The 23,106-nt window shown below is 42.6% G+C and carries 25 protein-coding genes; 18 read left to right on the top strand and 7 right to left on the bottom strand.

Annotated features, from left to right (window positions below):
* Positions 1-13: 13 nt before the first annotated feature.
* A complete protein-coding gene (locus tag B3O12_RS06625) occupies positions 14-1,414 on the bottom strand; it encodes an ATP-dependent DNA helicase (RefSeq protein ID WP_189630368.1) in 1,401 nt (466 codons plus the stop codon).
* A gap of 2 nt (positions 1,415-1,416) precedes the next feature.
* Positions 1,417-1,872: a PaaI family thioesterase gene (locus B3O12_RS06630; RefSeq protein ID WP_286755728.1), complete on the bottom strand. Its 456-nt coding sequence runs from the start codon at positions 1,870-1,872 to the stop codon at positions 1,417-1,419.
* A 48-nt stretch (positions 1,873-1,920) separates the two neighbouring features.
* Here B3O12_RS06630 and B3O12_RS06635 point away from each other — a divergent pair, with 48 nt between their 5' ends.
* From B3O12_RS06635 to coaD, 4 genes are all read left to right on the top strand, one after another.
* The gene (locus B3O12_RS06635; protein ID WP_189630366.1) at positions 1,921-2,412 is read left to right on the top strand and encodes an NUDIX domain-containing protein; all 492 of its coding nucleotides are present in this window, start codon (positions 1,921-1,923) and stop codon (positions 2,410-2,412) included.
* Between the two features lie 77 nt (positions 2,413-2,489).
* A complete protein-coding gene (locus B3O12_RS06640) occupies positions 2,490-3,068 on the top strand; it encodes a hypothetical protein (protein ID WP_189630365.1) in 579 nt (192 codons plus the stop codon).
* Between the two features lie 3 nt (positions 3,069-3,071).
* On the top strand, positions 3,072-3,935 hold the full coding sequence (locus tag B3O12_RS06645) for a DUF3822 family protein (RefSeq protein ID WP_286755729.1): 864 nt from the start codon (positions 3,072-3,074) through the stop codon (positions 3,933-3,935).
* Positions 3,936-4,034: 99 nt separating this feature from the next.
* Positions 4,035-4,490, top strand: coding sequence for a pantetheine-phosphate adenylyltransferase (coaD, locus tag B3O12_RS06650; RefSeq protein ID WP_189630363.1), 456 nt, complete (start codon positions 4,035-4,037; stop codon positions 4,488-4,490).
* Here the strand turns inward: coaD and B3O12_RS06655 are convergent.
* Positions 4,478-5,161: an NUDIX hydrolase gene (locus tag B3O12_RS06655; protein WP_286755730.1), complete on the bottom strand. Its 684-nt coding sequence runs from the start codon at positions 5,159-5,161 to the stop codon at positions 4,478-4,480. The genes coaD and B3O12_RS06655 overlap by 13 nt on opposite strands.
* A 98-nt stretch (positions 5,162-5,259) precedes the next feature.
* Between B3O12_RS06655 and pyrE the strand changes: the two genes are divergently transcribed.
* Positions 5,260-5,910 (top strand): orotate phosphoribosyltransferase, encoded by a 651-nt coding sequence (gene pyrE, locus B3O12_RS06660; protein ID WP_189630361.1) that lies wholly within the window; start codon positions 5,260-5,262, stop codon positions 5,908-5,910.
* 69 nt (positions 5,911-5,979) lie between these two features.
* On the opposite strand, the gene B3O12_RS06665 is transcribed toward pyrE, so the two are convergent.
* The 3 genes from B3O12_RS06665 to B3O12_RS06675 are packed head-to-tail and all read right to left on the bottom strand — an operon-like array spanning position 5,980 to position 8,422.
* Positions 5,980-6,759 (bottom strand): TIGR02757 family protein, encoded by a 780-nt coding sequence (locus B3O12_RS06665; protein WP_286755731.1) that lies wholly within the window; start codon positions 6,757-6,759, stop codon positions 5,980-5,982.
* On the bottom strand, positions 6,760-7,656 hold the full coding sequence (locus tag B3O12_RS06670; RefSeq protein ID WP_286755732.1) for a LysM peptidoglycan-binding domain-containing protein: 897 nt from the start codon (positions 7,654-7,656) through the stop codon (positions 6,760-6,762).
* Entirely contained in the window at positions 7,643-8,422 is a 780-nt protein-coding gene (locus B3O12_RS06675) for a DUF4905 domain-containing protein (RefSeq protein ID WP_286755733.1), read from the bottom strand. The genes B3O12_RS06670 and B3O12_RS06675 overlap by 14 nt, the downstream gene beginning before the upstream one ends.
* A 39-nt stretch (positions 8,423-8,461) precedes the next feature.
* Between B3O12_RS06675 and B3O12_RS06680 the strand changes: the two genes are divergently transcribed.
* The 4 genes from B3O12_RS06680 to B3O12_RS06695 all read left to right on the top strand — a co-directional run bounded on the left by B3O12_RS06680 (position 8,462) and on the right by B3O12_RS06695 (position 12,622).
* A complete protein-coding gene (locus B3O12_RS06680; protein ID WP_414706577.1) occupies positions 8,462-9,844 on the top strand; it encodes an NfeD family protein in 1,383 nt (460 codons plus the stop codon).
* On the top strand, positions 9,841-11,079 hold the full coding sequence (locus B3O12_RS06685; RefSeq protein ID WP_286755735.1) for a trans-sulfuration enzyme family protein: 1,239 nt from the start codon (positions 9,841-9,843) through the stop codon (positions 11,077-11,079). Before B3O12_RS06680 ends, B3O12_RS06685 begins: the two co-directional genes overlap by 4 nt.
* Before the next feature lie 74 nt (positions 11,080-11,153).
* Entirely contained in the window at positions 11,154-11,525 is a 372-nt protein-coding gene (locus B3O12_RS06690; protein ID WP_189630356.1) for a cyanoglobin, read from the top strand.
* 497 nt (positions 11,526-12,022) lie between these two features.
* Positions 12,023-12,622, top strand: a complete 600-nt coding sequence (locus B3O12_RS06695; protein ID WP_286755736.1) for a hypothetical protein — start codon at positions 12,023-12,025, stop codon at positions 12,620-12,622.
* A 606-nt stretch (positions 12,623-13,228) separates the two neighbouring features.
* On the opposite strand, the gene B3O12_RS06700 is transcribed toward B3O12_RS06695, so the two are convergent.
* A complete protein-coding gene (locus tag B3O12_RS06700) occupies positions 13,229-14,098 on the bottom strand; it encodes an RHS repeat-associated core domain-containing protein (protein WP_348655440.1) in 870 nt (289 codons plus the stop codon).
* A 106-nt stretch (positions 14,099-14,204) separates the two neighbouring features.
* Here B3O12_RS06700 and B3O12_RS06705 point away from each other — a divergent pair, with 106 nt between their 5' ends.
* The 9 genes from B3O12_RS06705 (at position 14,205) to prfB (ending at position 23,104) form a co-directional block, all read left to right on the top strand.
* Entirely contained in the window at positions 14,205-14,942 is a 738-nt protein-coding gene (locus B3O12_RS06705; RefSeq protein WP_286755737.1) for a lysophospholipid acyltransferase family protein, read from the top strand.
* Positions 14,929-15,225 carry an Asp-tRNA(Asn)/Glu-tRNA(Gln) amidotransferase subunit GatC gene (gatC, locus tag B3O12_RS06710; RefSeq protein ID WP_286742984.1) on the top strand — a complete coding sequence of 99 codons (297 nt, stop codon included), beginning with the start codon at positions 14,929-14,931 and terminating at the stop codon, positions 15,223-15,225. Before B3O12_RS06705 ends, gatC begins: the two co-directional genes overlap by 14 nt.
* Positions 15,226-15,266: 41 nt before the next feature.
* Positions 15,267-17,822 carry a hypothetical protein gene (locus B3O12_RS06715; protein WP_286755738.1) on the top strand — a complete coding sequence of 852 codons (2,556 nt, stop codon included), beginning with the start codon at positions 15,267-15,269 and terminating at the stop codon, positions 17,820-17,822.
* Between the two features lie 291 nt (positions 17,823-18,113).
* Positions 18,114-18,857 (top strand): ABC transporter ATP-binding protein, encoded by a 744-nt coding sequence (locus B3O12_RS06720; protein ID WP_189630352.1) that lies wholly within the window; start codon positions 18,114-18,116, stop codon positions 18,855-18,857.
* A 67-nt stretch (positions 18,858-18,924) separates the two neighbouring features.
* Complete coding sequence (locus tag B3O12_RS06725) at positions 18,925-19,476, top strand: cob(I)yrinic acid a,c-diamide adenosyltransferase (protein ID WP_286755739.1); 552 nt, start codon at positions 18,925-18,927, stop codon at positions 19,474-19,476.
* A 190-nt stretch (positions 19,477-19,666) separates the two neighbouring features.
* The gene (locus B3O12_RS06730) at positions 19,667-20,731 is read left to right on the top strand and encodes a branched-chain amino acid aminotransferase (protein ID WP_286755741.1); all 1,065 of its coding nucleotides are present in this window, start codon (positions 19,667-19,669) and stop codon (positions 20,729-20,731) included.
* A gap of 38 nt (positions 20,732-20,769) precedes the next feature.
* Positions 20,770-21,273, top strand: coding sequence for a hypothetical protein (locus tag B3O12_RS06735; RefSeq protein ID WP_189630349.1), 504 nt, complete (start codon positions 20,770-20,772; stop codon positions 21,271-21,273).
* 58 nt (positions 21,274-21,331) lie between these two features.
* Positions 21,332-21,937, top strand: a complete 606-nt coding sequence (locus B3O12_RS06740) for a Pr6Pr family membrane protein (protein ID WP_286755742.1) — start codon at positions 21,332-21,334, stop codon at positions 21,935-21,937.
* Between the two features lie 89 nt (positions 21,938-22,026).
* A protein-coding gene (gene prfB, locus B3O12_RS06745) for a peptide chain release factor 2 (RefSeq protein ID WP_189630347.1) occupies positions 22,027-23,104 on the top strand; the annotation gives its coding sequence in 2 pieces (ribosomal slippage) (positions 22,027-22,086 and positions 22,088-23,104; 1,077 coding nt in all).
* The last annotated feature ends 2 nt before the right edge of the window (positions 23,105-23,106 follow it).

The raw sequence follows: 23,106 nt of genomic DNA on the forward strand, positions 1-23,106 counted from the left end.
TTTTGGCCTGCGGCTAAAAGAATCTGGGGTGAAAATTGACCAAATAAAGCTCTTTAGTAGCCCGGGTCACGGCCGTATAGAGCCAGCGTATATACTCCTGATTAACCATTTCTTCAGTTAGGTAACCCTGATCTACAAAAACCGCTTCCCACTGCCCTCCCTGCGATTTATGACAAGTGAGGGCATAGGCAAATTTCACTTGCAGTGCATTCAGGTAAGGATCGCTCTTAAGGGCTTTTGCGCGCTCGCGTTTGGTGCTTAGGTCTGCATAGTCTTCCGCCACCTGTTCATAGAGATTCTTATACGCCTTATCGTTCAAAGAAGCCTCAGGCGAATAGAGTGTGTCTAAAATCACCTTTGCCTCAAATGGCTCCTGGTCGGGGTAATCGAGCAGGCGAAGCGATAGTTCGGCAAAGCGCAAGCCATACAATTCTTCGAAACGCTTTATCTTCAATACCTCCACAAAATCGCCATTGGCTAAAAAACCGGCCGGTGCATTCTCTGGTAAAAAATGATAGTTGTTTCTCACAATCATAAGAATATCTCCGGCCTCCAGTTCATCTTCCCTATACTGTATGGCCCTTCGTATATACTGATTGTATTGAACAGCATTTTTATTGCTTCGGCATATGATGGCTGTATTTTCTACCCCATACTTATCGTAGGCATAGCGCAAGCCATCTTCCAACCGCTCTCCTGTCATTTTAAAAATATCCTTAAAGCGTCCCGTGGTAAGCTTCAGTCTAAAACTCTCCTTCGGCAATTCACTGCGTAAATGGGTAGCATTGTAAAGAATGCCCGAGTCCTCATCCTGACGCATAACCTCTGTAAGCTCCAAACTCTGAACTTCAGCTTTGAAATGATGCTGCAAGTAAGGCTTTTCTAAAGCCGGACTTTCCAAATTACCGACCGGAGGCAACTGTGCGGTGTCTCCAATAAGCAATAAGCGATTTCCCTCTTGTGAAAACACATAGTCCATAAGGTCGGTGAGCAAGCCCTTTTGTCCGTACTCGGCACTATCTGAGATCATAGAGGCCTCATCGACTATGAACACGGTGTTTTTGTGATAGTTGGACTGTCTTTTAAACTCCAGCCCTCCACCGGGTTCTGCGGTTTGCTGAAAAACCTTTTTGTGAATTGTAAAAGCCGTTCGTTTGCTATAACCCGACATGACTTTGGCCGCTCGGCCGGTGGGTGCCATTAGCACATATTTAAACTGAAAAAAAGGAAGCGTCTGAACAATAGCACTTACCACTGTTGTTTTGCCGGTTCCTGCATAGCCTTTAAGAACCAACACAGGTTTGTGGAGTCGCTTGTTGAGTAAAAAGTCATCAAACAAGCTAAAAAGCCTCTTCTGGCCTTCTGTTGGCTGGAAGGGAAATTTTTGCAGCAGTATTTCCGAAGGCCTGGCCAATCTTATGATTTTCTTTTCGCTACATCTTCAGGAAACAAAGTCACCATGGTGGTAGTGGCTTTGGCAATGAGAGTTCTTTTATCGCCATCTATACACCAAACTTCAGCCTCACAGAAGTTCATTTTTTTACCCTGTTTCACCACCCAGCCTTTGGCATAAAGCTTTTGTCCCCGGCCGGGAGCGAAATACGATATTTTTATTTCTCCTGTTACCACATGCTGGTCTTCAGCAACCACCGTGTAGGCCGAAAATCCCGCTACTATGTCGGCTACAGTAGCTGTTACCCCGCCATGTACTAAACCCGTTTGTTGCTGGTGCTCTTCTCTAAGCTCCAACCATCCTTCGGTTCTTCCTTCATCGATCACGTTCAGATCGAAGCCCACCAGCTTCATAAAGTGCTGCCGCTCCAAAAACTTCTCAATTCGTGCTTTATAGTTCTGATTGAATACCTTTACCATAATCTATTTTCCACAAATATATTGGTAAGGCCTTAGCCACGAAGAACCATGGGCAAAATTCAGGATCAAATTGAATTGCAATACGGACAAAAATTAAGGGTAAGGGTGTGTGGCATATGTATTGAAAACAACCGACTGCTGCTAGTACACCACAGGGCTTTAGGGGTAGCCAATGGGCTGTGGGCTCCTCCCGGAGGTGGAATGAACTATGGAGAAACAGCCGAACAAGCACTCATTCGGGAGTTCAAAGAAGAAACAGGCTGTACCATTGCCATAAAAAAATTTCTTTTTGTTCATGAATATTTAGATCCTCCCCTGCATGGCATAGAACTCTTTTTTGAAGTAGAAATTTGTTCCGGTACTCCTATTTTAGGCACCGACCCTGAGATGGATGTTGATGCTCAACTGCTTACGCAAATAGGATTTTACGATCTTAAGAAAGTACAAGAAACAGAAATGAGTAGTTTGCACTATGTATTGCAAAACGTAAAGAGCCTGAATGAATTGATTAATCTAAAAGGTTATTTCAAATTTCATTAATTATCCATAAAATAGCGGTCGCAGAACTATAGATTACCTAATAAATTAGTTAATTTTACGAAAATTCAACCTCCAAGATGAACCTAACTAAAGTACTCACGATTCTATTCTTCATCATCGCCTTAGGCGTTGGGTATTTGCTCTATGACAGCATTAATACCACCATTCTCGAAGCAAAAGAGATTGAAAGAATAGAAAACATGGTGAAAACCAAGCTTGAAAAAATCAGAGACGCTCAGACTGCCTACCATGCAACATATGGTGACTACGCAGACACCTGGGAGAAACTGATCGCATATGTTGATACCGGAAAAATCTATCTGATTCAGAGAACTGAGAAGATCACTATGCTTGCCTACGGTGCCGAGAAGTCTGAGTTTATCTACGACACCATTGGTGCTGTACCGGTAAAAGACTCTTTGTTCCGACCAGGTTTTGACCCAAGAACTTTGCCTGAGTTGCCTCATGCACCCGGCAAATACTTCTCTTTGTATGCAAAAGACTCTGTAAGAAATGGAGTGAGTGTAGACTACATTGAGGTTGTAGATACTTATCCGTTCGACAGAACAAGAACTGAAGATCATGAAATCGAAAAGAGAAGACCTCTACGATTCGGTTCTAAAACTGATATCACTACTGCTGGTAACTGGAACTAAACTGTGCGAGCAGCCGAGACTTCTCAAATAATATCAATAAAAGACGAAAGGCTGGATATTGACAAAATAAGTCAATACCGCCTTTCTTTTTTTGTGTCGGATATTGATTGCCAAATCACTGTATTCGATGTAAAAAAGAAACAACTATTGCTCTTTGAAAACCGAGAGCTAACCCCGGCCAAAAGCCTAATTGAAAATCTCAATACCATTTATGACGATCATATTCTGATTGCTGCCGGCTTTTGGAAAGAGATTCAGGTGTTTGTGAGAAACCGACAGTTTGCACTGGTTCCGGTTCCTGTTTTCGACCGGAGTTTGTGCAAAGACTATGTTCAACTCAATGAGGTAACGGACCCCAATAAAGACGAATACCACTTTAAGGTATTGGACGATGTGGGTGCGGCCGTGGCTTTTGGCTATCTCACAGAACTAAAGCAGTGGTTTAAAGAAAAGTATCCCAAGCTTTCGCTTTATTTTAACCACCAGTCTGTAGCTTACCTCAAAGGGCTGCAAAAGCAAATAAAGAGTAAAGCTCCGGCCAGCCTTTACCTTACACTAAACAACAGCGATGTGCAAGTTGTGGGCTACAACCTACAAAGACTGGCCATATACAATCAGTTTCGGTTTACTGATGCCAAACACCTGACCAAGCTCATTCTTCTGACCCTGCAGCAGTTTAGTGCCGAAGGCCAGTCTACCCCCATCATACTTCATGGAATTAAGGAAAAAGTAGACCTTAACATGCCCATACTAAAGAAATACTTTCGTCACATTGAGTTAGGCAAACGCCCGGAAGGAGTGCTTATGCACCCCATATTCAATGAGTTGGAAGATCAGGAGTATTTTGAAGTGCTAGCCAACTTATAATTATCCGCTACCAATTGATCGTTAGTGGTAAGGAGGCATTCCATAAAATTCAGTTATTTTCGGGAATACGGTTTAAAGACCAATCCAAAGCCATAAAAAATGAAGCGAATAGCGATTTTCCCGGGTTCGTTCGACCCATTTACCAAAGGCCATGAAGACATTGTATTGAGAGGCCTTAAAATTGTAGACGAAATTGTGATTGGCATAGGCTACAACAGCCAAAAGCAGAACCGCTACTTCGATATCTCCTACATGGAAGAAAAGATCAAAGAAACCTTTGCTCATGTGCCCCAGGTATCGGTGGTTGTATACAACGAACTCACGGCCTCTTTGGCTTCTAAAATTGGCGCCAGTGTAATACTTAGGGGTTTACGCAACACTACTGACTTTGAGTATGAGAATAGCATTTCTCAGGTAAACCGTTATCTCAATACCGAGCTAGAAAGCATTTTTCTAATCACATCACCGGAGTTGGCGGCTGTCAATTCATCGATTATTCGCGAGGTGCACCGCTACGGTGGAGATGTTCAAAAATACCTTCCTTATACACTCTGAGTCTTTTTAAGTTTTTTAAACTTATTGTAGACATGAGCTATTGACATGTAGGTGTTGTAGAGGGCTACATTCAGCTCGTTCTCGCTCATCCAACGTACCTCATCTATATCTTCTTCCAGCTGAGGTTTCATTTTGGAATCATCGAGGCAGTCCATCAGATACCAAACGGTCTTTTTAAGAATGCTTTTATCTCCCTTGGTATATGTATGCCAGGTGGTGCATATTTTCTGGTTCACTCTTACCTTAATATTACACTCCTCCTGCACCTCACGCTTGGCTCCCTCAACAAAAGACTCGCCCTTCTCAATTTTACCTTTGGGTAAGTCCCACTTCCCCAGTCGGTGAATGAGCAAAATACTACCATCGCGGTATACCACTCCCCCTCCGGCTTTCAGTATTTTAAACTTACTCTTGATATAGTCAATTGCCTCGTCATAGTTCTCTGTGAGCACAGTAATAGAAGACAAATTCTTGAGCTTCTTATTGTGCATTATAAAGAGAACCGACTTAATGGTACTATGGGTAGCATTTCGAATGAGCAGATGACCTTTGAACAACTTTTCGTTGATCAGCAGATCATCATCTTCGACAATACCGTTAAACTGCGCCAGATCACCCACTTCATCCGGCTTTTTAATTCTGAGAGGTTTGTCTTTAATATAGATCCTCATGGATTGAGTAGATTCGGGGTCAATATGAAAAAAAATTCGCTAACAAGGTGAATGAACTTCCTGTCAATTTCAGAAAAAAAATCTACTAACTTCGCGGCATGCAAAATCTACAAGCTGACAGAACCACGGCCTTAAAAATTGCTTCAGACCTACTGGCTATTGAGGCCATTAAGTTAAATATAGAAAATCCCTTTACCTGGAGCTCCGGCTGGAAGTCTCCCATCTATTGCGACAACCGTATGTCGCTTTCTTACCCGGCTACCAGAACTTTTATTAAAGAAAAACTAGCTGATGCTGCTCGGCAATATTTTCCGGAAGTAGAAGCCGTGGCCGGAGTGGCTACTGCCGGTATTCCGCAGGGAGCTTTGTTGGCCGATTTGCTAGAAGTACCGTTTATTTATGTGCGGTCCAAACCCAAGGGCCATGGTATGGAAAACCTTATTGAAGGCAAAGTAGATCCGGGCAAAAAAGTGGTGGTGGTAGAAGACCTTGTTTCTACCGGAGGCAGCTCACTGAAAGCTGCTGAGGCACTAAGATCGGCCGGTTACGAAGTACTGGGCATGTTAGCCATTTTCACTTATGGTTTTCCTTTAGCCGAAGAAAATTTTCAGAAAGCCAACATCACGCTTCACTGCCTGAGCAACTATAGTATAATGCTAGAACAGGCCATTGAAATGGGCTACATTAATAAGGAACATTTGGCTTCTCTGGAGGAATGGAGAAAAGCTCCTGCTCTTTGGAGACAATAAAATCGGCAGTGTATGGCTAAATTTTAAAGTCCGGGCCAATAGCCTTTGTTGTGGTTAACCCTATCCACACTAAAACTTTTCTTCTATTCCCAGGCCAAACAGTGCAAAGTCATACTTCACAGGGTCTTGTGCATCGAATGTCTTAAGGTTGCTAGTGAGTTCAAGAGCCATTCGCCAGTCTGTTGGCTTTCGGGTAATTAGACCTAACTTTCGGGCCACTCGTTCCACATGTAAATCGCAGGGGCAAACCAACTGAGATGGGTTTATGCGCCTCCAGAGGCCAAAGTCTACTCCCTTATTATCTCTTCTCACCATCCACCTGAGAAACATATTTATCCGTTTACAAGCCGATTTTCTAGCCGGTGTAGCAATGTGTTTTCGGGTACGTTGCGGAGCATCCGGTAAACTGAAAAACAAATCGTGAAAATGAGTCAGGGCGTTTCCTACATCAGCATCATTCTCTTGTAACCCCATTAGGAAAGCATCTTCCAAACTATTATGATGTTGATAGTAATGTTTAAAAAAGGCCACAAAATAGAGCGTATCTGTAGTATTGAAGGTGCGGTGTTTAAACCGAAGCAATGTTTTCAGGTCTGCTTCAGAATGATGGAGCACAAACTGGTACGGTGTATTATCCATAAGAGCAAACAGCTCTTTGCACTTATTTATAATAGTAACACGCTGCCCCCAGGCCAATATAGATGCCCAAAAACCAGCAATTTCAATATCCTGTAGCGAACTATAGGCGTGTGGTATTACTATCGGGTCATTTTCAATAAATCCAGGCTGGTTGTATTCTTCAACCTTGGCATCGAGGAAATCTCTGAGAGCCGAAGCTTCCGTATGCATCTACTGTACGTAAGTAATCTGCACCCTAAAGCGCTTATCAACCGCTTTCAGGTGATCATAGGCCCTTTGGTTAAGCTTAATGATGATGTCTTCATTCTCTGAGGTTTCAGGAATGGTTCCGATTACACGAACGTACACCGTAAGATCGTTCATCAGGTTTTTCACTTTTATTACCGTGCCTTTTCTTGCGGTTCGGTGCAGGGCAAAAAACTTATTAGACGGTTCGCTTTCATCAATAACCTCCGCCAATCCTTCCTTCTGGAATTGCTGAAAGGGTGTACCCGGATAATTTACCTCCTCAGGCTGCTCTTCTTTTGGTTGCACTTTGGTGGTTGGTAGTGAGGCTGTACTGTTGAACGGAACCTCAGAGGTTTTCACTGAATCGGGCGTATTGATATGTTTGGTTTCGGCCTGAGAAGTGGTTTCTACCATCGGTATGTCTTTTTCAACAGGCACCAGCACATCTTTCTTAATAATGAGCTTTTGACCCAAGTCTATTGCATTAGAGGGAAGTTTATTCCAGTTTTTAATATCTGAAACCTGCACCTCATACTTTCTGGCAATGGCAAAAAGCGTTTCTCCGGCTTTAACCGTATGAGTAACCTCTTTGGTCTGTTTGGTCACCTCCGCATCGGGCGATATTACTTCTCCTCCATAGGGAATCTTGAGGGTTTGCCCTATTTGCAGGCCGTTGGCCAAAACAGGATTTGCCTTATTAATTTCGGACACGGTTGTTTTGTACCTGCGCGAAAGACTATACAAGGTTTGCTGAGCCTGTACTTTATGAATTACAAACACCTTATCGCCCTGACGCTCAATACCTAAGGAATCGGTCTGCGCAAATAAGGCACCCATGCATACTATACCAAATACAATCGTGTAACTAATTTTTCTCATCAATGCTGTAAATCTTCAACTCGTTCTTTCCGGTAACAAATATAAGTGCGTCTTGAACTATAAAAAAAGCCCCGGAGACCAGCCCTTTCACTCCACTATCTAGCGATTCTCGAAGCAAAAGGTTGCCGCTCTCATCGAAGACACACAGAGTTAACGCTTTTAATTCATCCATCACATGATTGGCGGCTATAAAAATCGTTCCATTCGCTTCCAGATAGTCGCAACTGCCTTTTAATTCTAGCCCGGCCTTCAAATCCAAAAACCTGGCCAATGTTTCAAAGTGAGGATTATCGACCTCATAATGAACAGGATATTGTTCCAGCGGCACTTCTCTATCAACCTTCTGTGCCTCTGTCCAGTCACCTTTAAGCACATCAAAGCTCAACTTCTCTTCAGCTTCCGGCATTGTCAAATACAGTAAGCGATTTTGCGCGCCTAACAATTTCACATTTTCCAAACTCCAAACTACCTCCTGCTTTTGGAGGTCAAACCCAAACACCGATCGAGATTCAATGTTTTGGGTATCTTCAAACTTTTGAAAAACAACCACATTGTTGTATAGATGGTAAGCACTAACCCACCAAGGATCTTCAAACTCCAGGCCTTGCCACAGCAGCTCCTTTTTTTTAAGATCTACCAAGGCAAAAGCAGAATGAAAATTCTCAGGGTTGCGTGTATTAATCAGTAGCTTATCATCATGACATTTCACCTCCCAAACGGGCGATTCAAACGGTTGTGAAAATTTAAGGTTTAGCACCGAAGACACTGGCTTTCTTTGTAATTTGAACAAAAATAAGTGAATAAAGTGGGGAACAAAGGCATCAGATACATTACCCGATCAATAATAGGCTTAAGTGTCGTATTACTGTTTTTTACCGGCTGGGCGAGTGAACAGGCTAAGTACCAGGAAGGAACTATAAAGGTATTCCTTATGGAGGTTAAGGGAGATATTGACCCACGCATGAACCGTTATGTAGACCTTGCCCTTACTCAGGCCACTGAACAGGAGGCCGACCTCATTATTATTGAAATGGACACCTATGGCGGAGCGGTTATTGATGCGAACGACATTCGCACAAGAATTTTAGATTATGAAAAACCGGTTTGGGTATTTATAAATAACGATGCAGCTAGTGCCGGAGCACTTATTTCTATTGCTTGCGATAGCATATACATGGTTCCCGGTGCAAATATTGGAGCTGCTACGGTAGTTAATGGCACCGATGGCATGGCCGCACCCGATAAATACCAGTCGTATATGCGGGGAATAATGCGATCAACAGCTGAAAAAAATGGGCGCGATCCGCTCATTGCCGAGGGCATGGTAGACGACCGGGTGGTGATAGAGGGTATAACTGAAGAAGGGAAAGTAATCACCTTTACTACTTCTGAGGCCCTAAAACACGGCTATTGCGAAGCCGAGGTAGCGAGTATCCAGGATATTTTAGAGAAGAACGAAATTGTAGACTATCAACTGATTCGATATACACTTCCCCGAACTGAAAGAATCATTGCCTTCTTTCTCAATCCAGTGGTAAGCGGTTTACTTATTCTTGTAATTACCGGAGGAATATTCTTTGAATTACAAACCCCTGGAGTAGGCTTTCCTCTTGCTGCTGCGGGAGTTGCACTCGTTCTGTACCTTGTGCCATATTACCTCAATGGTCTCGCGGCCAACTGGGAAATAGCTGTGTTTTTTGTAGGACTGGCCCTCATTGCTCTGGAGGTCTTTGTCATTCCAGGCTTTGGAGTAGCCGGCATTGCCGGCATAATTTGTACGGTAGGGTCGCTTATTTTCATGATGTTGGGCAACGATAACTTTAACTTCGATTATGTACCCACCAAAGAAATAACCAAAGCTGCTGCCACCGTTGGCTTAGGTGTGTTTGGCTCAGTCGTTCTACTCATTATAATGGGCTATCGATTCACCCAAACCAGTATGTTTCAGCGAATAGCACTTACCACCACTCAGCGCAAGGATGAGGGATATACCTCCACTTTTTATAATGAAGACCTGGTGGGTAAAGAGGGAGTAGCAGCTACTATTCTAAGGCCAAGTGGCCGAGTAGAAATAAACGATGAGTTGTACGATGCATACACCCGTGGAGAGTATATTGAAGCCGGACAACCCATTGAGGTGGTTAGCCAGCAAGGCACATCGTTGCAGGTAAGAACTAAGAAAAAATGAAACACGAAAAATATTCTGCAGAGAGTAGGGCTATTTCAGGAGGGCACGACCCTTCTTCGGCCTATAATTCCATAAAGCCCCCCATCTATCAGACATCCACCTTTAAGTTCAACACCGCGGAAGAAGGCAAAGCATTCTTTATGAATGCTTCCGGAGACATCCCTCTGGAAGAACGAAATGCGAGTCTTATTTATACTCGCCTCAATCACCCTAATGCCATAACTGCCGAGTATCGGTTGGCTCAACTGGATGGAGCAGAAGATGCTGCCTTTTTTGAAAGTGGTATGGCAGCCATTTCCACTACTATTCTTAGCTTTTGCCAGGCCGGTGATTTAATTGTGATGTCTTCTCCCCTCTATGGTGGAACGGATACCTTTATAAAAAAACATGCGGTGCAGATGGGTATTGAGTGGGCTGAAATGGAGCGAGGCGCCACCCAAAAAGAAGTTGAGCAACTACTTGCCAACCACCCCAAAAGGGATAAACTAAAGATGATTTACCTTGAAACCCCTGCTAACCCTACACTCACTCTGGTAGATATTGAAATGGTGCGAAAGCTTCGGGATAGACTGGCCCCTAATGCTGTAATTGCAGTAGACAACACTTACATGGGTCCCCTGTTTCAGCAACCACTTGCGCATGGTGCAGACATTAACCTTTACTCGGCTACCAAATACATCGGAGGCCATAGCGATATTATAGCAGGAGCAGCCAGTGGTAGTGAAAAGCTAATGAAGCTGGTGAAACAGAAAAGAGCCATTCTGGGAAATACCGCCTCACCGTTTACCTCATGGTTACTCTCCAGAAGCATGGAAACCATTGGCCTGAGAATGGAAAAACAGGCGAGTAATGCTCATAAATTGGCCGAATACCTTGCAGCTCACCCCAAAGTAAAGGCTACATACTACCTGGGACTTATGCCTGAGAGCGATCCACAATATGCGCTCTTCAAAAGACAAAACAACTCCGGTGGTGCTATGATTGCCTTTGAAGTACATGGTGGAGAAGCGGAAGCCTATAGGTTTCTCAACGCGTTGGAATTGGCTCACCTGGCTATTTCGTTGGGCAGTACGGAAACGTTGGTTTCTCACCCGTACACTATGAGTAGCTCCAACATGGATGAAGCCGACCGCTTGAAAAATGGCATCACTCCTTCATTAATCAGAGTTTCTGTTGGCATTGAAAATATTGATGATTTAGTGAAAGACTTCGACCAAGCTTTAAGAACTGCCTAACTCTCAACGTTATTCCAGAATTTTTCTTCCCATTTTTGAGGAGGAAGAAAAATGTCAGGAATCTCCCGAACAATATGCCCGAACAACAAACCCTTTACGAACGCATAGGCGAAGAAAACATACTCCGGTTGGTAGATGATTTCTACAATGGAATTGAAAAGGATGAACTGATCCGCCCGATGTATCCCGAAGACTTACTCCCTGCCAAAAACCGACTCAAGCTATTCCTTATACAGGCTTTAGGTGGAAGACAAACCTATACCGATGAACGCGGCCATCCCATGCTCAGGCGTAGACACTTTCAATGGCAAATTGGTAAAGAAGAAGCCACCCATTGGCTCAAACACATGCATGCCGCTCTTGAAAAAGCCACTTTTGCAGAAAAAGACAAAGATGCATTTTGGGACTATGTATATCAGGCGGCTTTGCATATGATAAACAAATGAAAACCAATCCAAAATCATTTTCCCTATCTTCGCCACTTTATGAGAAGATTACTCCTTAGGTTATATTCTTTCTATGGCCTTTTGGTATTTGCGCTTATTTTTTCACCTGAACGGAGTCTGATACGGGATTTCTCCCTTGAGTTGTTCCAGTTATTTTAAAATAAGCTTATTGAATTTCCTTAGTTGCTTATCCAGCCTTCTGACTTCCTTTTTTGGAGATTAATGGTCTTTCTGATTTCTGCCCCTGAGCTTTAAAAGCTAATAAAAGAAAGCTCAATACGAAGCATAGATAAAACGTCTTGCCAATAAGTATTATAAAAGGGTGTGTGCTATAGCTCATGAAGTCTGAATATCCTAAATCTTAAGCAGTTGAGAAATTCTTTTTTAAAAGAAAGTTTCAATTTTTTGTTTTGTCTGTATTATTTAACGGTAAGTTAAATCCCATACAAAAAGAACAGTCCTATTGAGACCTATCTTTAACCAATTCCGATAAAACAATGAAAAAGACACAATACCTACTTGTTTTAGTTTCTATGTTCATGGCAAGTGCTTGTGTAAGCAGCCGACTTAGAACCAGTGTAGTAGAAGGTTATCAAGGACCTATTTCTGAGAAAAAGGTTCACATTTCTATTGAAGCTCTTCCAAAATTTAAATACATGCTTGAATCTGTATTTGCAAAGGAACTTAAGAAAGGTTTTGAGCAAAGAGACTTAACTGTCTCTCAAATTATTCTCAATAAACCGGAATCTGAGACAATTCAAAAGCTAAATGAAAAGGTAATATTTAATACTGATGCCGACTATATTCTGAGAGTATCTCAAATAGATGCGGGGCTTGCCTCACTTATGATTACACCGCCCTCATTGAACAGCATAAACACGTTCACTCCAGCCACCTACTCATTTAAAGAGTACACTTATTTTGAGCTTCAATTTGTAGATAGGCAAACAAGCTTTGTTATCTGGACAGCCAATGGCGCAACTACGCGTGACTATAGAGGCACTTCAGATGAACAAGCCATCTTAAAACTGGCAGAAAAAGTCATTAAAAAATTAGAAAAGGATGCAATCATTGCCACTCTAAATGATAAACAATGAACTGATTGGTGCTTGTTGCACCAACTTTCCTCTAATTGAGGCATAATCTTGGACAAAGAAAAAATCTAATACCTGGAAACACTAAGAGAAAGTATGAAAATCGGTGCTCACGGTATCTTGTTACCAGTGGGAAGCAGTATTTGTATTACAGATTAGAGGCAATTATGACATTAGATAGCTCTAAATATCAACACCCTTGATATGTATACTATAAAAATTGTATTTAAAGCATATGACCAAGCTCTGGAAAATAAGGATCGGTTTTAATTTTCATATATCAAGTTGACGACAGGATATAGATTACAATGGCTATACATAATAAGCTCATTAGAGATATTACGAGTTTCATAACAACAATCAGGGGCTTATCTGACTTATAGATTTTAAATATATAGGGAATAAAAATGACATACAGGTTTCCTATCTCTACCTTGGAGCCATCATCTGTTTTAATTACATTCTTTGTCCCCCCAGATAAGAGATAATTGAGATAAGCACCAAATCTTATTCGATGTAAGTCATTATAATTTAAACTTAAATACATCCAATGAATTTTTGCTTTTAATAGAATTATAAAAATAATAGAAGGGAATATTAATATCTCCATTATCGATCAGTTGTAATCTTTACTCCAAGGCGGTAATTAAATTTAATTCCAAAACCAAGAATCTTGAATCCAGCGTCCTCTTGAGTTCCAACAAATGTACTTACTCTATCATTAGTAAGATTGTGAGTTTGCACTGATTCAAAAAAAGCAGTACCAAATCCGTAATGATACTCTTCGAATTGAAGATTTCTTCGATTGGAGATTGTACCCTTTGTTCCTGCTTTAAGATCAATAGGTAACCCATTAACAATTGTTGGTATCTCTAGACTAATGCCCTGTGTAAATCTCGCGGATTCGTCATATCTAGATAAAACATATCTATCCGTCTTGATCCAGCTTTCATTGTTAAGAATATCAACTCCACCTTTTGCAGCGAATTCAAAAAGATCCACTGAGAATAGATTAAATGATGCACCATAAACGCCTAAATCAAGTCCAGTTTGAATACCTACATTTCCTTTTGCACTTATATCATAAATGAGCTCTATCTGAGTAGAGTATTTAAATATTCTTTCATAACCAGAATGGGCACCTTCGAGATCCACCTTAGATCCAACGAACCATTCTCCTTTATCTTCACCAAACTCAATCTCATCACCTCCATTTATTAATTTATACAACCATGCTCCAAATCGAGTCTTAAACCTACCATCCGGATCAATATTCCCAACTGGGCTATTACCCATACCAAGATATGGTGACCAAAATTGTCTTCTCGGATCAATTGAATTCCATCTTCCAATTTTCGAATCCCACATTCTGGCTTCAAAAGCATTCCAACCTGTTTCAATGTCTTTCTCAGCAAACTGCCCCTGCTGGCCAAAGCGGTAGTCCCTGGGGCTAATATAGTGTTCAAAAGCGCATGAAATTCTTCATCACTTAGTTTCTTGTAAGAGTACATTATTACACAGAAGCTCCCCTTTAAGTTCTGAATGAAAACCAATCCAAAATCATTTTCCCTATCTTCGCCACTTTATGAGAAGAGTACTCCTTAGGTTATATTCTTTCTATGGCCTTTTGGTATTTGCGCTTATTTTTTTGGTGCTTCTACCATTTTTTCTTTTGGCTATTTTTATTCGCCCGCTTGAAGGCATAGCACCTTTTATCAATCATGTGTGGGCTCGGTTATTCTTCTTTTTTCTATTTCTCAATCGTACACGGGTTATATATAGAGCGAAACCGAAAGCATCGCAGCGGTACATCTTCTGTGCCAACCACACCTCTTTCCTCGATATTCCAAGCTTAGGACTCATCAACCATAAATTTAAATTCATTGGCAAGGCCTCGCTAAAAAAAGTGCCGGTTTGGGGCTTCATGTATAGCAGGCTTCATATTTTAGTAGATAGAGCCAGCCTAAAAAGCAGACACAAAAGCTGGCTAAAAGCTCAGGAAGAAATAAGAAGAGGGTTTAGTGTGGTTTTTTTTCCTGAAGGTGGCATACTCACCAAAAACCCTCCACACACTGTTACTTTTAAAGAAGGTAGCTTTCGTATTGCAGTGAACGAACAAATCCCCATTGTTCCCGTCAGCATTCCCTATAATCATCTACTTTTGCCAGACAAGTCGCCTCTAACCATGCACCCAGGCCGTATCGAAATGGTTGTACACGAACCCATTTGGCCTGAAGGCACTGGCGATGAAGCCGTGGAAAAGCTAAAAAAAGAAGTCCGGAAAGTCATAGAAGATACGCTCAACAGTTATGAAAGTAGATAAGGAAACCCTACAGAAAGTGGCTCATCTTGCCCGGCTGAACATTAAGCCTGAAGAAGAAGACCAACTGTTAAAAGACATGGGAGAAATATTGAACTGGGTAGAAAAGCTTCGCGAGGTAAACACGGAGGGCGTTGAGCCGCTCACCCATATGACCGGGGAAGTTAATGTGCTCAGAGCGGATAAAGCCGAAGCAACCATTGACAGGCAACAAGCATTGAAAAATGCCCCGCAACAGGACGGCAAGTTCTTTATAGTTCCACAGGTTATGAAACGAAATGATTAGTCTTATTTGGCGTTGACTGTTCATCAAACAACCATTGTACCTTGAATACCACCGCATTTAACCTACTAAAGACACTATGCATAACTCTGGCTATACTTGCCCTTCTATGGGTTGGATATGCCTGGTGGGTTGGCGATAATCTTGTGCTGCCCTGGCAAGTAGAGTCGACTCTCAAAACTCGCCCCTTCTTGTTAGAATACTTTCAACTGAACAGCAAACCTTCCGGAGTTGTGGCCGACCAGATTATAAGCTGGCAAAAATTCACTACCGGGGAAATGCAGTATCTATTATGGCCTCAGTATGCCCTACTAGCCATTTTTATGATATTGCTCATTGTAGGCTCTGTGGCATCTACTTACCTCAACCGCTTCAGCTATTTTGTTTTTTCCGGATTACTCATTTTTGCTTTTATACAATTAAGACTGGAAGAACTAGGAGTGGCGCACCCATACCTAACCTATGGGCTAATTGGAGGTTATCTGCTGCTAAGTTACTTTTTTCATGCATTTAAAAGACAATCCAGTGTTCTCACAAGAACGCTTTCAATGACCCTTTTCTATGGTACCTTTCTGGCACTCATTCATTGGCTGCCCAATATGCAATACCCCGGTGTTGTTATGTTATCATTCGGTATAACGGGTCCACTATTATGGGCAGCTCTTTTTATTGTATTTATAGCAGGCGACAACCTGTTTAGCCTATTTAAACTCACCACGCAAGGGGCTCCCAAAGGTAAAAATGGGCTTATGCACTTTGGCATCGTAGGACTCATATACCTTGGCCTCACCGGCCTTCTTTTCGCTCAAAAAAATGAAGATATCAGGTTCTCTCTTTACTTAGTTGAACCACTCACCCTGCTCCTGGCCTCCATGGTTTCCGGTTACTTATGTTTCGATCAAAAGATCACAACCATTAATGTAGGGGGAGATATCATTGTCCTTAAAAAATGGCTTTACCCATTGGCTTGCGCACTTACCCTGGGACTTATGGCCTATGCTAAAATTAATGCCATAGATTCCCTGCAGAACGCGCTGGAATGGGTAATCATTATTGGCCATTTAGCTTTTGGTGCAGCGTTCTTCATCTATGCTTTAATCAACTTTATTCCTCCACTGCTACAAAACATACAAGTGTGGCACATGTTCTTTCAAGGTCCGCGTACTCCCATGCTAACCGTTCGGTTGTTCAGTATAATACTCGTAGTAGGCGGTTTCCTTTATTTAGAATATCGGCCATACCATCAGGCCAAAGCGGGGCAATATGCCATGTTGGCCTGCCTGGCTGAAAAAATAGACAACAAGCTTTTGGCTACTCAATACTACCGTCAAAGTGTTTTCTTCGACTTCTATAACTACCGTTCCAACTATGCGCTGGCTCAATTGGCTACCTCAGCATTGGAGAAAGAAGAAATACCCCAGCACTATTCGGCTATTGTGAGAGGTCGGCCCAATGCCAAAGCCCGAGTAGCCCTGGGTAATTATTATGCTCAAAACAGCGATCTCTACCGCAGCCTTAGTTCACTCATGTATTCACCTGAAATTGAACAAAGCCCTGAGGCAAGGAACAATTTGGGCATGGCTCATTACGAATATCAAAACTATGACTCGGCCTATAAGTACTTTAGCTCAACCCGGAAAAATGCTGCCATGGTGGGCGAAGCCAATCTTTCGGCCTTGAATTATGATGTAGCGGCTCTAGTTGATTTCGACACCACCATTCAGTATGAGTATATTGAGGACCTACACCTCAAAATAAATAGGCAGGCTCTGGCCAACGCTCAAAACCAATACTTCCCCTTCGACCATGAGCTTCACCCCGACACCCTTCTGAGCCGTGAAACTCTCTTTTACTTATATAATGCCGCTCTGGCACAAAAAAGACCCGATGCCCAAAAACTCATTGAAACCATCACCTACTATCAAAGCAGTCCCAAAAACCTGGCCTACAATACATTTTTGCAAACCGCTCTCAGCTTTGCCTACTACCATGCGGGGGAAGTGACCAAAGCTTTCTTAAGTATCGATGAAGTGATCGCTTCCGACTACGGAGCAGCCGCCTTCCCTTATTACGTAAAGGCCATTTGGGCCTATGATCAGGGCCAGGCCAACCTCACCGTTGAGTGTATTAACAATGCTCGCAAAAGAGGTTATAATGAACAAGGTCTTTTAGATTTTATGGAAGATCTTAAAACAGTTAAAAACTACGATCGGGCAGCCGATTTTAGTAAAGAACTCAAAGCACTAGTAAACAACAAAGCTCAGTTGACTGACCAAGAGTATATCGATAGCCTCATACATTTGGCCGGCAAAAACGCTTTCGACACTCACTCCACGCTTCAGACTTTTGAGTTGTTGGAAAATGAAGGAGCCGAAGCAGAAAAGCTATACAACATTATGGTAGACAACCTGAAGGTTAATCCCAACTCAGCTGAGTTTCACGAGGTATACATTTACCTGTGCGCAAAAAACCGTTTTAGAACTTTTGCCGAAACAAGTTTTGAAAAGCTCGAGACCCTGGTGAGTCAGGAAAAGCTTGAGACCATTCGTAAGGAGTTCGAGCGGCTACTCGAACGAAATGCACCCACTTTAAACCAGTAAAAAGCTTCCGAACCACTACACCAATAGACGAGGGCTTCTATAACTCATGCCAGACATGAGCCTGTAATCCTGTACCTCTTCCGTTCACGGAAAGTCTTTTCAGTGCTCCAATATCTTTTGATTCTTTTGTTTAGAGGGAAAGTGAAAAATAGGTTTTCAGCCATACACAAGCACTTTTCCCATTGGCGATACCCCAAACACAATAAACATCGGTAACACAGGGTTTAAACCATTTACATAATAAACAAGTATTGTATTAAACTTTTCGGCATTTAGATACGTCCAACGAATATGAGCAAAACTGTAATCAAGACATCTGATATCTCCAAGATATACCAGATGGGCAGCGAGACCATCCGAGCACTCAAGTCGGTTAGCATAGAAATCATGCAAGGTGAATACGTAGCCTTTATGGGGCCTTCCGGTTCCGGTAAATCTACCCTTATGAACATGATTGGCTGCCTGGATACCCCTTCAGGAGGTCAGTACATTCTCAATGGACAAGATGTATCTGATATGACTGAAAACGAATTGGCAGAGATCAGAAACAAAGAAATTGGTTTCGTATTTCAAACCTTTAACCTTTTACCAAGAGCTACTTCGTTGGAAAATGTGGCCCTTCCGCTTATTTATGCCGGATATAGCAAGGCGGAAAGAGAGGAGAAAGCCATGGCTGCTTTAGCCGGAGTTGGTCTCGATACCCGTGCTCATCACAAACCCAATGAGCTATCGGGTGGTCAGAGGCAACGTGTAGCCATTGCCAGAGCACTGGTAAACGACCCTTCTATTATTTTGGCCGATGAGCCAACCGGTAACCTTGATACCAAAACGTCTTACGACATTATGGATCTGTTTGCCCAGCTACACGAAAAAGGCAATACCATTATTATGGTAACTCACGAAGACGATATTGCCCAGTATTCCCACCGAATTGTAAGGTTGAGAGACGGCCTCATTGAAAAAGATGAAGTAAACCATAACCCTACCAAAGTGAATATTCTGAAGGCACAAATGGCCAATCAGGAAGAACATTAACAAAGGTTCAACCGGCTGTTTTTGAGGCTAAATCTGTAACTTAAGCCCCTCGAAACAGAACAGTTGCATGAAGATATATACCAAAACCGGAGATACAGGCACCACCTCATTATTGGGTGGTGCTCGTGTTTCAAAGGCACACATACGCATTGAGGCATATGGCACAGTCGATGAACTAAATAGCTATATAGGCCTCCTCCGCGATCAGCCGGTGAATCAAAATAGAAAAGACATTCTCAAAACCATTCAAGACAGGCTTTTTACTCTTGGTGCCGACCTGGCTACCGAACCCGGCAAAGACAAAGTAGTTAAACCCGACTTGTTCGAAAGCGATATAGACCTGCTAGAAACAGAGATGGATCGAATGGATGAGCAACTGCCTGCGCTAACCAGCTTTATACTCCCCGGAGGTCATCAGTCGGTATCCTTTGCCCACCTCGCCCGCTGTGTTTGCCGAAGGGCTGAACGCATAAGCATAGCTTTAAATGATCAGGAAAAGGTTTCTCCTCTGGTAATTAAGTACCTCAACCGCCTTTCTGACTACCTCTTTGTGCTAGGCCGGCTTATGGCTCAGGAATTGAATGCCGAAGAAGTGAAGTGGGAGCCCCGTAAGAAATAAATTGCCCCAAAATTTATTAGGCAAAAAGATTTAATTGCGGAATATTTGACCGAAACACCAGTCGTTCAGCATATTATATTCTGATAAACAGAAATATAACTTACTGAATTAGAGAATCTTACATAAACAACACGGTTTGCACCAAGCCTGTTTTTAGTTAAATTTGTACACTACCTATAACCCTTTAATCATGATAGAAACGTCTGCCATCAGAATAGAGAAAACCACTCAATCGCGAATTAATGAGCTCGATGAAAACAATATACCCTTTGGTAGACTCTATTCAGACCATATGTTTCTGGCCGATTATAAGGATGGCCAATGGCAAGATTTACGGATAGTCCCCTATCAAAACATTTCGCTTTCTCCTGCCAATTCTGCCTTGCATTATGGTATTACCATTTTCGAAGGGCTGAAAGCCTACCGCAACAAAGATGGCGAAGTAGTAGTATTCAGGCCGGAAGCTAACGCCAAGCGACTGAACATTTCTGCAGAACGAATGTGTATTCCTGCAGTACCCGAAGGCTTATTTATGGAAGCCCTTAACGAACTACTCAAAATTGATGCTTCGTGGGTTCCTTCTGCCCCCGGCACAGCCCTGTATATAAGACCATTTGTCTTTGGTATGGACGAATACATTGGTATCAGACCATCTGAGAATTTCAGATTTATGATCATTACCGGCCCGGTCGGATCGTATTACACCAAACCGGTACGAGTAAAAATTGAAACTAAATTTTCCAGAGCGTTCGAAGGTGGAACAGGATTTGCTAAAGCCGGAGGCAACTACGCTGCCAGTCTGTATCCTGCTCGTTTGGCTCAAAAAATGGGCTTCGACCAACTCATCTGGACCGATGGAAAAACCCATCAGTACATTGAAGAGTCCGGTACCATGAATGTCATGTTTATGATTGATGATGTGCTTATTACTGCTCCAACCTCAGGAACAATACTTAAAGGAATAACCCGCGACTCTGTACTTACCATAGCAAGAGAATGGGGAGTGAAAGTAGAAGAAAGACCAGTGGCAGTGGCTGAGGTAGTTGCGGCTGCTAAAGAAGGACGCCTCAAAGAAGCTTTTGGAGTGGGTACGGCCGCCACCATAGCCCCTATTGCTACTATAGGCTACGAAGATGAAGTTTATGATCTGCCTGCTGCAGATGATTCCTTCTTCTCCAGAAAAATACTTAAAGAACTAAGCGGTATACGTTCTGGCGAAATAGCCGATAAACACGGTTGGATATATAAGATTTAACTCGCTTTAACGAAGTTTTTGCCTTACTTAGCAGCAAGATGAAAGTCAGAAAAATAATTTACTTTCTTTTGCTGCTTTTTTCATTTTCAGCCCTAGAGGCTCAGGAATATCTGTTAGTAAGAAAAAAAGGCTCTACCCGAAGATACGAATACCGGGTGGGCGACACTTTTGTTTATCGACAGCAAGGAATGGATCAGTTTTTCAAAGACGTGATAACTGATTTTGTAGACAGTACCATTGTGCTGGAGAACAACATTGTTCTCATTAGTCAGCTGGAGGAAATAGACATTCAGAACGCTTTTACCAATCGCCCCCAGATTTTACGGCAAGGCGAAGCCCTACTCCCCACCATCGGTTACGGCCTGTTGGCTCTCGATCTGTTTAATCATACCATTATCGATGGTAACGACTTTTCATTCGACAAAGGCACCACCATAACCAGCGGTGCGTTTGTTGCAGCAGGCTACGGGCTTAAGATTTTTAGGAGAAAACGCGTAGATTTAACCAAGGAGAAGTTTGAGGCCTATCTGGTTTTGCGCTAGAAGTTGGTGTTGAGTGTAGCCGCAGGCCAATGCCTACTCCCATTTTCTGCTACCTGCTATGAGAAAAACACTTCACACGCTAATTGCTTTACTAGCTCTTTTTTCTGTTGCTACTCAGTTCTACTTGATGCTGGAAAACCGCACCACAAGCCTTACGGAAATGATTATCCGTTTTTTCAGCTTCTTCACTATTCTTACCAACACGCTCGTAGCCCTTTACTTCGGCATACTAAGCCTCAACCGCAAAAAAATGCCAGGCTTTTTATCGCACACCGAATCACTCACTTTTGTAACCGTCTACATCTTTGTGGTGGGACTCGTGTACCAAATAGCACTGCGCCATGTTTGGGAGCCTACAGGTTTGCAAATGGTAGTAGATGAGTTACTCCATACAGCAATCCCCATACTAGTATTCCTCTACTGGGCGCTTTACTCCACTCGCACGGCCTTTGAATGGAACCATCTACCCAAACTATTGGCCTATCCGGGCATCTATTTAGTTTACATTCTCTGCAGGGGTAAACTATCGGACTTTTATCCATACCCCTTTCTTGATGTAGCCAACCTGGGTTGGACCCTCACACTGCAAAACATTACCGTTCTTTTCCTCCTTTTCATAGTGTTGTTCCTTGCTTTTAAGGGGTTGAGAAAAATTCTACCCTAAGAAGAGTAACACTTAATACTTTCTTAGCTCCATACTCCTTGTAAAAGCCCAACGGTTTCACCACTTTTGCAGCTCCAAAAAAATTATTCATGAACACAGATCAGTTGAAAGACTTGAAGGCGCGTATCACGGCCTTGAGGAGGTATCTTTGACTACGATGTCAAGAAAAAAGAAATAGAAGAGGAAGAACTGGTGACAGCCCAACCAGACTTCTGGAACGACCCCAAAGAGGCTGAGAAAATTCTTAAAACCATTCGAGCAAAAAAGGTATGGACAGAAAGCTTCGAAAAAGCTAAAGAAGCTGTAGATGACCTGGACACCTTGTACGAATTTTACGAAATGGGCGAAGGAGAAGAGGCCGAAGTGGAAGCCGCTTATCAAACAGCTCTAGACGTACTGGAAGAGGTTGAATTTAAAAAAATGCTTAGTGGCGAAGAGGATCAACTTAACGCCATTATAGAAATAAACCCCGGAGCCGGTGGCACGGAAAGTAATGACTGGGCGGAGATACTCATGCGCATGTACATTATGTGGGGAGAACGGCATGGCATGAAGGTAAAGCAGGTTAACTACCAGCCGGGCGAGGTAGCCGGTCTCAAATCATGTACCCTGGAGTTTGAAGGCGAATTCGCCTATGGCCAACTGAAGTCAGAATCGGGAGTGCACCGTTTGGTTCGTATTTCTCCTTTCGACTCTGGCGGACGAAGACATACTTCTTTCGCTTCAGTGTTTGCTTATCCTGTCATAGACGATTCCATAGAGATAGAAATAAACCCGGCAGATATTACCTGGGATACTTTTCGTTCGGGTGGTGCCGGTGGGCAAAACGTTAACAAAGTTGAAACTGGTGTGCGTCTGAAACATGCCCCCACAGGCATAGTTATTGAAAACACCGAAACACGCTCTCAGCTAGACAATAAAGAGCGAGCTTTGGCATTGCTAAAGTCAAGGCTATATCAGCTGGAGATGGAAAAGCGCAATGCCGAACGCGACAAACTGGAGGGTGAAAAGAAAAGAGTAGACTTTGGTTCGCAAATTAGAAACTACGTATTACACCCCTACAAATTGGTGAAAGACAACCGAACCGGAGTAGAGCGTACTGATGTGCAAAATGTACTGGATGGAGAACTAGACGACTTCATTAAAGCCTACTTGATGCAGCAGTAAAG

Origin of the sequence: Roseivirga sp. UBA838 (assembly GCF_002296035.1) — a bacterium.
GTDB lineage: Bacteria > Bacteroidota > Bacteroidia > Cytophagales > Cyclobacteriaceae > Roseivirga > Roseivirga thermotolerans.